Below are 13,694 nucleotides of genomic sequence, written 5' to 3' on the forward strand. Positions count from 1 at the left end.
GACTCAGCGCGCGTCCGTGAAGGTCTCCCCGTTCTCGGCCTTCGCCACCAGCAGCGCGGGCGGGGTGAAGCGGTCGCCGTAGCGCTCGGCGAGTTCACGCGCGCGTGCCACGAAGCCGGGGAGGCCGCCCTCGTAGCCGTTGACGTACTGCAGCACGCCGCCGGTCCAGCCGGGGAACCCGATGCCGAAGAGGGAGCCGATGTTGGCGTCGGCGACCGAGGTCAGGACGCCCTCTTCGAGGAGCCTGACGGTGTCGAGGGCCTCGGAGAACAGCATGCGTTCCTGCATGTCCTCGAACGGGATCCCGGCCTCGGCGCGCGTGAAGTGCTCGCGCAGCCCCGGCCACAGCCCCGCCCGCTTGCCGTCCTCGGTGTAGTCGTAGAAGCCCGCTCCCCCGCTGCGCCCGGTGCGCCCGAACTCGTCGACCATGCGGTCGATGACGGCTTCGGCGGGGTGCGCGGTCCAGGTTCCGCCGGCCTCCTCGACGGCTTGCCTCGACTCACGGCGGATCTTCTGCGGCAGGGTGAGCGTCAGCTCGTCCATCAGCGAGAGCACCTTGGCCGGGTAGCCCGCCTGCGCGGCCGCCTGCTCCACCGAGGCGGGTTCGATGCCCTCGCCGACCATGGCGACGCCCTCGTTGATGAAGTGGCCGATCACCCGGGACGTGAAGAAGCCGCGCGAGTCGTTGACGACGATCGGGGTCTTCCTGATCTGCCGGACCAGGTCGAAGGCGCGCGCAAGCGCCTCGTCGCCGGTGCGCCCGCCCTTGATGATCTCGACGAGGGGCATCTTGTCGACGGGCGAGAAGAAGTGCAGGCCGACGAAGTCGCCCTGGCGCTCTACGCCTTCGGCCAGTGCGGTGATGGGCAGGGTGGAGGTGTTGGAGCACAGCAGGGCGTCGGGGGCCACGATGTGCTCGATCTCCTGGAAGACCTTGTGCTTGAGGGCGGTGTCCTCGAAGACGGCCTCGATGACGGCGTCGCAGCCGGCCAGGTCGGCGGGGTCCGCGGTGGGCGTGATGCGGGCGAGCAGCGCGTCCGCCTTCTCCTGGGTGGTGCGGCCCCGGGCGACGGCCTTGGCGCAGAGCTTCTCGGAGTAGCCCTTGCCCTTGACGGCGGCCTCCAGGGAGACGTCCTTCAGGACGACGTCGATGCCCGCGCGGGCGCACGCGTAGGCGATGCCCGCGCCCATCATCCCGGCACCCAGGACGGCGGCCCTGCGCACCGTGCGGGGCTCGACGCCCTTGGGGCGGCTGACGCCGGAGTTGACGGCCTGGAGGTCGAAGAAGAACGCCTGGATCATGTTCTTCGACGTCTGTCCGGCGGCCAGCTCGACGAAGTAGCGGGCCTCGATGACCTGCGCGGTCTCGAAGTCGACCTGGGCGCCCTCGACGGCCGCGGCGAGGATCGCGCGCGGCGCCGGGTAGGGGGCGCCGTTGGTCTCCTTGCGCAGGCTGGCCGGGAAGGCGGGCAGGTTGGCGGCGAACCGCGGGTTCGACGGGGTGCCGCCGGGGATGCGGTGGCCCGGCTCGTCCCAGGGCTGGCGCGACTCGGGGTGCGCGTCGACGAAGGCGCGGGCCTTGGCGAGGAGTTCGTCCGGCGTGGCGGCGACCTCGTGGACGAGGCCGTTCTCCAGGGCCTGGCGGGGGCCGTACTGGTTGCCCTTGAGGAGGACCTTGAGCAGGGCGTCGGTGATGCCGAGCAGGCGCACGGTGCGCACGACGCCGCCGCCTCCGGGGAGCAGGCCGAGGGTGACCTCGGGGCAGCCGATCTTGGAGCCGGGCGCGTCGAGGGCGACACGGTGGTGACAGGCGAGGGCGAGCTCGAAGCCGCCGCCGAGGGCCGCGCCGTTCAGGGCGGCCACGACGGGCTTGCCGAGGGTCTCGATGCGGCGGAGGTTGCGCTTGATCTCCAGTCCGCCCTCGAAGAGCTCGCGGGCGGTGTCGGGGGTGACCCGGATCAGGTCGCGCAGGTCGCCGCCGGCGAAGAAGGTCTTCTTGGCGGAGGTGAAGACGATGCCCCGGATGGAGTCCTTCTCGGCCTCCAGGCGGTCGGTGACCGCGGCGAGCGAGGCGCGGAAGGCCGCGTTCATGGTGTTCGCGGACTGCTCGGGGTCGTCGAGGACGAGGGTGACGAGGCCGGTGCGGTCCTGTTCCCAGCGGATGGCGGTGCTCTGTGTCATGACGGGATCTCCGTAGAAGTCTTGGGTTCCGCTGGGGTGGTCAGACGCGCTCGACGATCGTGGCGATGCCCATGCCGCCGCCGACGCACAGCGTGGCCAGGCCGTAGCGCTTGTCCTGGCGTTCCAGCTCGTCGACGAGCGTGCCGAGGATCATCGCGCCGGTGGCGCCGAGGGGGTGGCCCAGCGCGATCGCGCCGCCGTTGACGTTCACCTTGTCCAGGGACAGGCCCATGTCCCTGACGAAGCGCAGGACGACCGCCGCGAACGCCTCGTTGATCTCGACCAGGTCGATGTCGTCGATGGTCAGGCCGGCCTTCGCGAGGGCCTTGCGGGTGGCGGGCGCGGGACCGGTGAGCATGATCGTCGGCTCGGAGCCGGAGACGGCCGCGGAGACGATCCGCGCGCGGGGGGTGAGTCCGTGGCGCTCGCCGACCTCCTTGGTGCCGATCGCCACCAGGGAGGCGCCGTCGACGATGCCGGAGGAGTTGCCCGCGTGGTGGACGTGGTCGATCTTCTCCACCCAGTGGTACTTCTGCAGGGCGACCGCGTCGAAGCCGCCCAGCTCGCCGATGTCGGCGAAGGAGGGCTTCAGCCTGCCCAGGGAGTCGGCGGTGGTGCCGGGGCGCGGGTGCTCGTCGTGGTCGAGGACGACCAGGCCGGCGCGGTCCTTCACCGGCACGACCGAGCGGTCGAAGCGGCCTTCCTTCCAGGCCGTCGCCGCCCGCTCCTGCGACAGGGCGGCGTACTCGTCGACGTCCCGCCGGGAGAAGCCCTCGATGGTCGCGATGAGGTCGGCGCCGATGCCCTGCGGCACGAAGTTCACGGCCAGGTTGGTCATCGGGTCGTTGAACCAGGCGCCGCCGTCCGAGGCCATCGGCACCCGGGACATCGACTCGACGCCGCCCGCGAGGACCAGGTCCTCCCAGCCCGAACGGACCTTCATGGCGGCCAGGTTGACCGCTTCCAGACCCGAGGCGCAGAAGCGGTTCTCCTGCACGCCCGCCACGGTGTCGGGCAGCCCGGCCGCGAGGGCGGCGATGCGCGCGATGTCGGAGCCCTGGTCGCCCACGGGGCCGACCACGCCGAGCACGATGTCGTCGACGGCGGCCGGGTCGAGGCCGGGGAAGCGGTCGCGGAGCTCGTGGATGAGGCCGACGACGAGGTCGATCGGCTTCGTGCCGTGCAGGGCGCCGTCCGCCTTGCCGCGTCCGCGCGGGGTGCGGATCGCGTCGTACACATACGCTTCGGTGCTCACTGGTCAAGCCTTTCGGGAGGGTGGGCCGGGCCGGGCGGGGTCAGTCGCCCCGGGACGGGGTGTGCGGGGAGGGCTGCTCGGGATCCGCCACGAGCTCGGGGACGCCCCAGTCACGGGCCACCTCGCGGCTGTGGGCGCCGGGCAGGGCCGGCCCTGCGCGGACGGCCGTGGGCGTCGCGGAGAACCGGGGCGCGGGGGCCGGCTGGGTGATGCCGCCGTGATCGGTGAAGGTGCCCCGGGCCGCGAGGTGCGGGTGGTGCGGGGCCTCGCGCAGCGACAGCACGGGCGCCACGCAGGCGTCGGTGCCGTCGAAGACGGCCGCCCACTCGGCCCGGGTGCGGGCCTTGAAGCGGGCGGCGACGGCCTCCCGCAGCTCTCCCCAGCGCGTCCAGTCCCGGCGGGCGTCGCGGAACTCCCCGAGACCCAGCAGGTCCACGAACTCGTCGTAGAACTGCGGCTCCAGCGCACCGACCGCCATGTGACCGCCGTCGGCGGTCTCGTACGTCCCGTAGTACGGGCAGCCGCCGTCGAGGAGGTTGGCGCCGCGCCGGTCCTGCCAGCCGCCGGCCGCGAGCATGCCGTGGATCATCGCGGAGAGGTGGGCGACGCCGTCGACGATGGCCGCGTCGACGACCTGGCCGACGCCGCTCTCGCGCGCGTGGTGCAGCGCCGCGAGGACACCGACCACCAGGTACAGGGAGCCGCCCGCGTAGTCGCCGAGCAGATTGGCGGGGGCCGGCGGCGGCCGGTCGGGGGCGCCGATCATGCCGAGGGCGCCGGTGAGGGCGATGTAGGCGACGTCATGGCCCGCGCGCTGGGCGAGAGGGCCCTGCTGGCCCCATCCGGTCATCCGGCCGTAGACCAGCCGGGGGTTGCGGGCGTGGCAGTCCGCGGGGCCGACGCCGAGACGCTCGGCCACGCCCGGCCGGTTGCCCTCGATGAGGACGTCGGCGCGGGAGGCGAGATCCAGGACGCGCGCGGGGCCGTCCGGCGCCTTCAGGTCGACGATCACCGAGCGTTTGTTGCGGTTGGTGACGTCGCAGGAGGGGTCGATGGCGAGGGAGGATCCGCCGGGGCGGTCCACCCGGACGACGTCGGCGCCGAGGTCGGCCAGGAGCATGCCGGCGAAGGGTCCGGGGCCGATCCCGGCGAGCTCCACCACCCGTACGCCTGTCAGCGGGCCCTGCCCGGCCGTCCGTCCCGTCGTCATCCAGCCCCCTTGCTGTGACACAACCGATGTAACACCAGTGATGCTATGAACGCGGTGGAGCGGACACAAGAGCTGGACGAGCAAGCGCTTAGACACTTTAGGGACACCTGCCGTCGGGCTCCGCACCCTTCACGCTAGCCTCAGCCACCGACAGCGGCGCGGGCTGCACGGCAAAGGGGTGTCATGAGCAGGCTGAAAAGGTCGGACCGTCCGTACGACATCGTGCTCTTCGGGGCCACGGGCTTCGTCGGGACGCTCACCGCGGAGTACCTCGCCGCGCACGCGCCCGGCGAGGTCCGCTGGGCGATCGCCGGACGCGACGAGACGAGACTGCGGCGGCTGCGCGAACGGCTCGGCGTGGACGTCGGGGTGCTGCGGGCCGACGTCTCGGACCCGGAGTCGCTGCGCGCCCTCGCGGAAAACGCGCGCGTGGTGGCCACGACGGTGGGTCCCTACGTGCGGTACGGCGAGGAGCTCGTGGCCGCCTGCGCGGACACCGGCGCCGACTACCTGGACCTCACCGGCGAGCCGGAGTTCGTGGACCTGACCTACGTGCGGCACGACGCACGCGCGCGGGAGACCGGGGCCCGGCTGCTCCACGCGTGCGGCTTCGACTCGGTCCCGCACGACCTGGGCGCGTACTTCACCGTCCGGCAGCTCCCCGAGGGCGTGCCGCTGACCGTGGACGGGTTCGTGACCGCCGACGCCTCGTTCTCGGGCGGCACCTTCGCCTCCGCGCTCGGCCAGTTCGCGCGCGGCCGGCAGATGGTGGCCGCCGCGCGGGAGCGGGGACGGCACGAACCGCGGCTGGTGGGCCGGCGCGCCGCCGCACCGGTGGGCGCGCCCCGGTTCGCCCCGGAGGTCGGCGCCTGGGCCCTGCCGCTGCCGACCGTCGACGCGCAGGTCGTGCTCCGGTCGGCACGGGCGCTGCAGCGTTACGGACCGGACTTCCGCTACCGGCACTACGCGGCGGTACGGCGGCTGCCGGTCGCCGTGGGCGGCGTCGCGGCGGTCGGCGCACTGGCCGCCGCGGCCCAGCTGCCGCCGGCCCGGCGCTGGCTGTCGGACCGGCTCAAGCCGGGCGAGGGGCCGAGCGCTCAGAAGCGGGCGCGCAGCTGGTTCTCGGTCCGGTTCGTCGGCGAGGGCGGCGGCCGCCGGGTGTACACCGAGGTCTCGGGCGGCGACCCCGGCTACGACGAGACGGCGAAGATGTTCGCCGAGGCGGCGCTGGCCCTCGTCTGCGACGCCCTGCCGCCGACGGCCGGGCAGGTCACCACCGCGGTGGCCATGGGGGACGCGCTGACGGAGCGGCTCACCCGGGCGGGCATCCGATTCCGCGTCGCGGCGCGCCGCTGATCCGCACCGCGCTCCCCTCGTCGCCCGATGCGCTCCCGCCTCAGAGCGGCCACTGCACGAGCGTGTAGACCATGCCGACGATCCAGCCGAGGCCGGCCAGGACGGCGAGGATCAGCGCGGCGTTCACGGCGCGCTCGACGGGGCGGTCCGGGTCGGCGAGGGGCTTCGGAGCACGGTGGGTGGTCATGCGCCCACCCTGCCGATCGTACGGGCGTGCGCACATCCGTACGCGTACTCAGACGCCGTACTCAGACGCCGTACCGGGACGCCGTGTTCGGACGGTGCCCGCGTACGGCGCGCGGCCCGGACGGACACCCCGGGCCGCTCCCGCGCCGCCTTGTCTCCCGTTTGAGACTTCTCCCGCCTCCTGCCCGGCGACTGCGCCGCCAACTGCCAACAAGCACTTCAATGAAACGATTGAAGCCACTGATCGCAGCGAGCGCACGAGAAGGAGAGCAGTATGAAGTTCGTTCTCGAAGTCACCGTCGACGAGGGTGCGTTGGCCCAGGACCCGGTGGGCGAGCTGGGGCGCATCCTGCGGTACTGGGGCGGCAACCTGAAGCACTACGCCCTGGAGGCCGGGGACGGCTCGGCGGTGTACGACTCCGCCTACGCCGAGGTGGGCCGCTGGCGGATCGTCGCCTCCTGAAGCGCCTCCCGGCACAGTCTGTCCGCCCTGCGGGTGGTCTCCGGAAGACGGAACCGCGGGGTGAGGGCGAGGGTGTGGGCGCAGGCGCCGTCCAGGCCGATCCGATGGCCCACGGACACGAAGACCGGTTTCACGCCCGCCCGCGTGCGCAACGCCCGCCCCACCTCCTCGTCGCCGGCCAGCAGCGGGGACGACGATCCGCGCGCCGCCTCCGGGTCGTCGTAGGTGAAGACGAAGGGGTTCTTGGCCACGCCCACGGTGGGCAGGCCGGTGAGGACCCCGAGGTGGCTCGCGAGTCCGAAACGGCGCGGGTGGGCGAGACCGTAGCCGTCGCAGACGACCAGTCCGGGCGGGCAGGGCAGGGCGTCCAGCGCGGCGAGCACGGTGGGGATCTCGCGGAACGCGAGCAGTCCGGGGACGTACGGGAAGGAGATCCGCCCTACGGCGGTCGCCTCGGCGACGACGTCGAGGCCGGCCGCGTCCAGCACGACCGCGGCCGCCGCGACGACGTCCCGCTCGTCGTCGTAGGCGACGTCGACCCCCGTCACGTATCCCGTCCCGGGCGGCGGCCCCGGCTGGTCGAGCACCACTTCGGCCCGCAGCTCGTCCTGGACGGCGCGGGCCTCCTCCTCGGTCGCGGGCCAGCCCGCGGGAATGCTTACGGTCGTCATGGTGGTGACGAGCGTACGGCTCCCGCGGACCGGCTCGCGATCACGTTTCCCGTGGTGGTCAGCCCTTGCCGTCGAGCGCGCGCTGCAACTGACCCTTGTTCATGTCCGAGCGGCCCTTGACCCCTCGCCGCCTGGCCTCCTCGTACAGCTGGTCGTACGTGGGCCCCTGGGAGCCCTTGCCGGAGCGCTGACCACCGCGCTTGCCGGACGACATGTCCTGCGTGGAGGTGCGGCTCGCCGTCTTCGACTCGCCGGAGCGGGCCCGCTCCTTGTTGACCGTCCGGGCGGCGATCTCCTCGGCGCGGCCGGCGCTCTCGCCCCGGTCCTGCGCGCTCTCCTTGATGTGCTCGTACTGACGCTCCCGCTTGGGGCTGGAACCGCGTGGCATGGACGCTCACTCCTCTCACGTTCGTGCGCTCCGGGTACCCGGAAAACGGCTCACCTCTCCAGGCGCGCCACGCGGCCCTGTTCGCCCGCGGCCCAGCAGCCGCCGTCGGACACGCAGTCCACGGTGTCGTACGAGCCGGTGTCGACGGTGCGCCAGGTGCGGCCCGCGTCGGTGGTCAGGTCGGTGCCGGTCGGGCCGACCGCGAGCGCCACGGAGCGGCTGCGCGGGATCCAGGCGACGCCGGAGCGGTAGGCCGGCGGGGGCGAGACGGCGGGCCGCCAGCCGCGGCCGCCGTTCCCGGTCGTGGCGGCGGCCTGCGGGGACTGCTGATCGGGACGGTAGTCGCCGCCGACGGCGAGGCCGTGGACACGGTCGCGGAAGGCGACGGCGAAGACTCCGCGCGCGGGGTCGCCCGCCGGGATCGGCGCGTCGGCGGCCTTCCAGGTCAGTCCGCGGTCGGAGGAACGCAGCACCCGCGCGCGGGCGGCGCCGCCGGTCGCCAGCCAGACGTCCTTCGGCCCGGAGGCGACCAGGCACTGACCGCTCGCGGCGAAGCCGGCCTCACCGTCCTGGGCGGCCGGCATGCCGTGGTCGGGCAGCACTTTCCAGGAACGACCGCCGTCGCTCGTCGACAGGATGCGGAACCTCCCGTCCACCGGGTCGCTCACGGCGAGACCGTGGCGGCGGTCGAAGAAGGTCATGCAGTCGTAGAACGCGCGGGCGTCGGTGTTACGGAAGGACTCCGTCCAGGTGGTCCCGCCGTCCTCGGTGCGGTAGACGCGCGACGCCTCGCCCTCGCCGATGGCCAGCACCACCGCATGGCGCGCGTCGAACGCCTCGACGTCGCGGAACTGCAGGTCGGCCGCGCCGGGGGGCGAGACGTCGCGCCAGCTCCCGCCGCCGTCGACGGTCCGCAGCACCGTGCCCCGAGTGCCGGCCACCCACGCGGTGTCGCGGTCGACCGCCGCGAGTCCGCGAAAGCGCACGGCGGGCGAACCGGTGTCCTTGAGCGCCCAGTGCGGCGGCGCGGGGGCCCTCGTGTGCGCCTGCGCCGGCAGCGCGGTCAGGACGGCGAGCACCGCCCCGCCGGCCGCGGCCAGCACCCGGCCGCTCGTCCGTACCGTTCGAATCGTGCGTCGCGTCTTCCCCAAGCGCCTCATGGCGCGCGAAGCTAGCCCACGGCTTTCACCGGCGTCCAGATGCCGTGATCGCCTCAACCGCCTCTCAGGGCACGGGAGGAGTGGTGAGTCACTCCCGTGCATGAAGGCGGTGACCGAGGTCACTAGGAATGCGTGTGCACGGATCGGCCGGTTCAGGCGTCTCTTCCAGTGTCCGGACGCACCGCCCGGAAGTTCGTCCCGCCGTCACGAGGGAGCAAGGCGTTGTCCACCGTCATCGAGCAGCCCGTCGAGGCCCGCCTGGTCGCCGCCGCGCCACGCATGCAGAGCATCCCCGCCACCCTGCACTACGACCGCCAGGATCCCTTCGCCGTCCGGATGACGTTCCCCGCTCCGGCCACCCTGGAGGGCGTCGAGGTCTGCTGGACCTTCGCCCGTGAACTCCTCTCGGCGGGTCTGCACGACGCCGAGGGCCACGGCGACGTCCGGGTGCGCCCCTATGGGTACGACCGCACGGTGCTGGAGTTCCACGCCCCGGAGGGCACCGCCGTCGTGCACGTCCACTCGGCCGACATCCGCCGCTTCCTCCACGCCGCGGGCGAACTGGTGCCCGCCGGCACCGAGCACCGGCAGCTCGACCTCGACCACGACCTGGCGGAGCTGATGCGGGACGCCTGCTGACCGCTTTTAATCCTTTGACAGCTCTCCCGAGCCCTCCTACGGTGTAAACGGTTCTGTTGCCGCCGATTGGAGAAGGACGTTGCTCGTCTGAGGTCCTGAGACACCGCGCCACACCTCTGGAGTGTGTGCGCCGCGTGCGACCTCGGCCTGCGAGCCGTCCCTGCGGAGCGGGACCTTTCCGCTGTCTCCGCGCTCCCCCGCCCCGGCGGTGGTCGCCGCTTTCCGGTGTCTCGACACGTGTTGCCCTGACCGCACACGCAACCGCGAGGCCCGCTTTGAATCATTCCATCACCTGTACCTCCCTCGCCTTCTCCTGGCCCGACGGCACCCCCGTCCTCGAAGGGCTCGACGTCGCCTTCGGCCCCGGCCGCACCGGACTGGTCGGCGTCAACGGCTCCGGCAAGTCGACCCTGCTGAAGCTGATCGCCGGAGAGCTCACCCCCGCCGACGGCACGGTGCGGGTCGCGGGCGACATCGGGCATCTCCCGCAGAACGTCACCCTGGACACCGCCCTGAGGGTGGACGCCGCGCTCGGCATCGCGGCGCAGCGCGCCGCGCTGCACGCCATCGAATCCGGTGACGTGTCCGAGGCGCACTTCGAGACCGTCGGCGACGACTGGGACGTCGAGGAGCGCGCTCTGGCCACCCTCGGCGAGCTCGGACTCGGCCACGTCGACCTGGACCGCACCATCGGCGAGGTGTCCGGCGGCGAGTCCGTCCTGCTGCGGCTGGCCGCCCTGCTGCTGCGTCGCCCGGACGTCCTCCTGCTGGACGAGCCGACCAACAACCTCGACCTGTACGCGAGGAGGCGGCTGTACGCGGCCGTCGCGGCCTGGCCGGGCGTCCTGGTCGTGGTCAGCCACGACCGGGAGCTGCTCGACCTCGTCGACCAGATCGCCGACCTGCGCTCGGGGGAGGTCACCTGGTACGGCGGCAACTTCTCGGCGTACGAGGAGGCCCTGGCCACCGAGCAGGACGCCGCCGAGCGCATGGTGCGCGTCGCGGAGGCCGACCTGCGCAAGCAGAAGCGCGAACTGGCCGACGCCCAGGTCAAGCTGGCCCGCCGCAGGCGGTACGGGCAGAAGATGTACGAGCAGAAACGCGAGCCGAAGATCGTCATGGGGGCGCGCAAGCGCGCGGCCCAGGAATCCGCGGGCAAGCACCGCATCATGCACGAGGAGAAGCTCGCCGAGGCCAAGGAGCGGCTCGACGACGCGGCCGAGGCCGTACGCGACGACGACGAGATCCGCGTCGACCTGCCCCACACGGCCGTGCCGCCGGGGCGCGAGGTCCTCACGCTGATGGACCTGCGGCTCGCGTACGGCGCGCGCGTGGAGGGCGGTTTCGACCTGCGCGGCCCCGAGCGGGTCGCGCTGGTCGGGCGCAACGGCGCCGGCAAGACGACACTGCTGCGCACGATCGCCGGAGAGCTGGTGCCGGAGGCGGGCGAGGCGCACGCGCGCGTGCCGTTGCGTTTCCTGCCCCAGCGTCTCGACGTCCTGGACGGCGACCTCACCGTCGCCGAGAACGTGGCCCGGTTCGCGCCGGGAGCCACCAACAACCGGGTCCGGGCCCGGCTGGCCCGCTTCCTGTTCCGGGGCGCCCGCGCCGACCAGAAGGCGGCGACGCTGTCCGGCGGGGAGCGCTTCCGGGCGACCCTGGCGGCGCTGATGCTGGCCGAGCCCGCGCCGCAGCTGCTGATGCTGGACGAGCCGACCAACAACCTCGACATGGCCAGCGTGCGTCAGCTCACCACGGCCCTGGAGTCCTATGAGGGGGCGTTGATCGTGGCCAGCCACGACCTGCCGTTCCTGGAGTCCGTCGGCATCACCCGGTGGCTGCTGCTGGACGGGGAGCTGCGGGAGACGACGGCCGAGGAGGTGGCGGGCCCGGTGTAGACGGGCGCGTGCAGGTCTCCGCGCACCGCGCGCACCGCGCGGGTCTCAGGAGGGGCACATTGTTACCGCGGGGTTTTGTCCTGGTGGCCCCGCGCTGCATGATGGCTGACCGGCGCCGCGCCCGAGGCGCCGGTCGTGCCACCCGATTCGGAGACCTGGACGTGCCCAGCAAGAAGGCCCTGATCCGCCGCCCCAGCCCGCGCCTCGCCGAAGGCCTGGTCACGCACGTCGAGCGGGAGAAGGTCGACGTGGAGCTCGCCCGGGAGCAGTGGGAGGCCTATGCCGAGGCGCTGCGCACGCACGGCTGGGAGACCGTCGAGGTCGACCCCGCGGACGACTGCCCCGACTCTGTGTTCGTCGAGGACACGGTGGTGATGTACAAGAACGTCGCCCTGATCGCGCGGTCCGGGGCCGAGTCCCGGCGCGACGAGACCCTCGGGGTCGAGGAGGCCGTGGCACGCCTGGGCTGCTCGGTGAACTGGATCTGGGATCCGGGCACGCTGGACGGCGGCGACGTCCTCAAGGTGGGCGACACGATCTACGTCGGCCGCGGCGGGCGGACCAACGCGGCCGGCGTCCAGCAGGTGCGGGCCGCCTTCGAACCGCTGGGGGCGCAGGTCGTGGCGGTGCCGGTGAGCAAGGTTCTCCATCTGAAGTCGGCGGTCACGGCGCTGCCGGACGGCACGGTGATCGGCCATATCCCCCAGGTGGACCGCCCGTCGCTGTTCCCCCGCTTCCTGTCGGTGCCCGAGGAGTCCGGCTCGCACGTGGTGCTCCTCGGCGGCCCGAAACTGCTCATGGCGGCGAGCGCGCCGAAGACGGCCGAACTGCTCGCCGGTCTCGGTCACGAGCCGGTGGTGGTCGACATCGGCGAGTTCGAGAAGCTGGAGGGATGTGTGACGTGCCTCTCGGTGCGTCTGCGGGATCTGTACGCCTGATCGGGTGTTCTGATCACCCCTTCGGCCCTGGGACCTGCGATTCCCGGGACGGTCGGGGTGGGGCCGGAGCGGGACCGAAATGCCCGACGCAATGCTGCTGATCAGCGATGTTTACGCAGTTCTTAACCTACGGATTCGTAACCTACGGATACGTAGCCTACGATTCCGTAAGTTCCGGCCCCGCTCGCCGGAGTGTTCCGCTCCGCTTCACGTCCCCCTGGAGTTCTCGTGACGATCACCTCCCCTCACCTCGGTAGCCCCGCCGTCTGGACCGACGCCAAGCTGCTGTACGCGCTGGAGGAAGTGGTCGAGACGGAACTCAACCGGCATCTCAAGGTCACCAAGGACTGGATGCCGCACGAGTACGTGCCGTGGAGCGACGGCCGCAACTTCCCCGGTTTCTTCGAGGACGGCGAGGCCTGGGACAAGGAGCAGTCCAAGGTCACCGAGATCGGCCGGATCGCGCTGGTCGTGAACCTGCTCACCGAGGACAACCTGCCCAGCTACCACCACGAGATCGCCTCGCTCTTCGGGCGGGACGGCGCCTGGGGCACCTGGGTGCACCGCTGGACGGCCGAGGAGGGCCGGCACGGCATCGTCATGCGCGACTACCTGCTCGCCTCTCGCGCGGTGGACCCGGACAAGCTGGAGCAGTTCCGGATGTCCCACATGAGCGAGGGCTTCGAGTCCGACAACCGGCACTCGATGCTCCACTCGGTGGCGTACGTCGCCTTCCAGGAGCTGGCGACCCGCGTCTCGCACCGCAACACCGGCCACCAGTCCGGCGACCCGGTCTGCGACCGCATGCTGGCCCGCATCGCGACCGACGAGAACCTGCACATGGTCTTCTACCGCAACCTCCTGAAGGCCGCGTTCGACCTCGCCCCCGACATGACCATGCAGGCCGTGCGCGACGTCCTGGTCAACTTCCGCATGCCCGGCCACGGCATGCCCGGATTCGAGCGGTTCGCCGCGCAGATGGCGATCGGCGAGGTCTACAACCTGCGCATCCACCACGACGACGTCATCCAGCCGGTGCTGCGCTTCCTGAAGGTCATGGAGATCGACGGGCTCGGTCCGGAGGGTCAGAAGGCGCAGGAGGAGATCGGCCTGTACATGGGCGGACTGGACTCCGAGGCGTCGAAGTTCGACGAGAAGCTGGCCGCCCGCAAGGCCCGCATGGCGGCTCGCGCCGCGGGCTGACCGCTCCGGCCCCGATCGCTTCGACGGCCCGCACCGGGAGAACGGCTCCCCGGTGCGGGCCGTTCACGTCGCCGGGGAGCACGGCTCCGGTCAGCGCCCGGCAGGCGACGCCCGCGCGGCACAAAGGCGCCACCGGCCCGCCCTGT

General features: G+C 72.3%; 13 protein-coding genes. 6 read left to right on the plus strand and 7 right to left on the minus strand.

Annotated elements, in window-relative coordinates; all coding sequences use genetic code 11:
* Positions 1–3: 3 nt before the first annotated feature.
* Genes BG482_RS31250 through BG482_RS31260 form a run of 3 tightly spaced genes read right to left on the minus strand, consistent with a single transcriptional unit; the run spans position 4 to position 4,646 of the window.
* Positions 4–2,181 carry a 3-hydroxyacyl-CoA dehydrogenase NAD-binding domain-containing protein gene (locus BG482_RS31250; RefSeq protein WP_069772550.1) on the minus strand — a complete coding sequence of 726 codons (2,178 nt, stop codon included), beginning with the start codon at positions 2,179–2,181 and terminating at the stop codon, positions 4–6.
* A 40-nt stretch (positions 2,182–2,221) separates the two neighbouring features.
* On the minus strand, positions 2,222–3,436 hold the full coding sequence (locus tag BG482_RS31255) for an acetyl-CoA C-acetyltransferase (protein WP_069772551.1): 1,215 nt from the start codon (positions 3,434–3,436) through the stop codon (positions 2,222–2,224).
* Between the two features lie 40 nt (positions 3,437–3,476).
* On the minus strand, positions 3,477–4,646 hold the full coding sequence (locus BG482_RS31260) for a CaiB/BaiF CoA-transferase family protein (RefSeq protein WP_176741515.1): 1,170 nt from the start codon (positions 4,644–4,646) through the stop codon (positions 3,477–3,479).
* A 183-nt stretch (positions 4,647–4,829) separates the two neighbouring features.
* Here BG482_RS31260 and BG482_RS31265 point away from each other — a divergent pair, with 183 nt between their 5' ends.
* Positions 4,830–6,002 (plus strand): trans-acting enoyl reductase family protein, encoded by a 1,173-nt coding sequence (locus BG482_RS31265; RefSeq protein WP_069772553.1) that lies wholly within the window; start codon positions 4,830–4,832, stop codon positions 6,000–6,002.
* Between the two features lie 40 nt (positions 6,003–6,042).
* Here BG482_RS31265 and mmpA read toward each other — a convergent pair whose 3' ends face one another.
* Positions 6,043–6,189: a morphogenic membrane protein MmpA gene (mmpA, locus tag BG482_RS31270; RefSeq protein WP_176741516.1), complete on the minus strand. Its 147-nt coding sequence runs from the start codon at positions 6,187–6,189 to the stop codon at positions 6,043–6,045.
* A gap of 273 nt (positions 6,190–6,462) precedes the next feature.
* On the opposite strand from mmpA, the gene BG482_RS31275 reads away from it, so the two are divergent.
* A complete protein-coding gene (locus BG482_RS31275; protein ID WP_069772555.1) occupies positions 6,463–6,651 on the plus strand; it encodes a hypothetical protein in 189 nt (62 codons plus the stop codon).
* Here BG482_RS31275 and BG482_RS31280 read toward each other — a convergent pair.
* From BG482_RS31280 to BG482_RS31290, 3 genes are read right to left on the minus strand one after another with little or no spacing between them, the layout of a single operon-like run.
* Entirely contained in the window at positions 6,612–7,322 is a 711-nt protein-coding gene (locus BG482_RS31280; protein WP_069772556.1) for an endonuclease V, read from the minus strand. The two genes, BG482_RS31275 and BG482_RS31280, sit on opposite strands and share 40 nt — an antisense overlap.
* A gap of 58 nt (positions 7,323–7,380) precedes the next feature.
* Positions 7,381–7,710 (minus strand): plasmid stabilization protein, encoded by a 330-nt coding sequence (locus BG482_RS31285; protein WP_069772557.1) that lies wholly within the window; start codon positions 7,708–7,710, stop codon positions 7,381–7,383.
* A 50-nt stretch (positions 7,711–7,760) separates the two neighbouring features.
* Entirely contained in the window at positions 7,761–8,870 is a 1,110-nt protein-coding gene (locus tag BG482_RS31290) for an oxidoreductase (RefSeq protein WP_256096537.1), read from the minus strand.
* Positions 8,871–9,092: 222 nt separating this feature from the next.
* Here BG482_RS31290 and BG482_RS31295 point away from each other — a divergent pair, with 222 nt between their 5' ends.
* The 4 genes from BG482_RS31295 to BG482_RS31310 all read left to right on the plus strand — a co-directional run bounded on the left by BG482_RS31295 (position 9,093) and on the right by BG482_RS31310 (position 13,548).
* Positions 9,093–9,509, plus strand: coding sequence for an SsgA family sporulation/cell division regulator (locus tag BG482_RS31295; RefSeq protein WP_069772558.1), 417 nt, complete (start codon positions 9,093–9,095; stop codon positions 9,507–9,509).
* A 275-nt stretch (positions 9,510–9,784) separates the two neighbouring features.
* Positions 9,785–11,407, plus strand: coding sequence for an ABC-F family ATP-binding cassette domain-containing protein (locus BG482_RS31300; RefSeq protein ID WP_069772559.1), 1,623 nt, complete (start codon positions 9,785–9,787; stop codon positions 11,405–11,407).
* A gap of 161 nt (positions 11,408–11,568) precedes the next feature.
* Positions 11,569–12,345, plus strand: coding sequence for a dimethylargininase (gene ddaH / locus BG482_RS31305; RefSeq protein ID WP_069772580.1), 777 nt, complete (start codon positions 11,569–11,571; stop codon positions 12,343–12,345).
* 228 nt (positions 12,346–12,573) lie between these two features.
* Positions 12,574–13,548 (plus strand): acyl-ACP desaturase, encoded by a 975-nt coding sequence (locus BG482_RS31310; RefSeq protein WP_069772560.1) that lies wholly within the window; start codon positions 12,574–12,576, stop codon positions 13,546–13,548.
* Positions 13,549–13,694: the final 146 nt, after the last annotated feature.

Source organism: Streptomyces sp. LUP30, assembly GCF_001746365.1.
GTDB lineage: Bacteria > Actinomycetota > Actinomycetes > Streptomycetales > Streptomycetaceae > Streptomyces.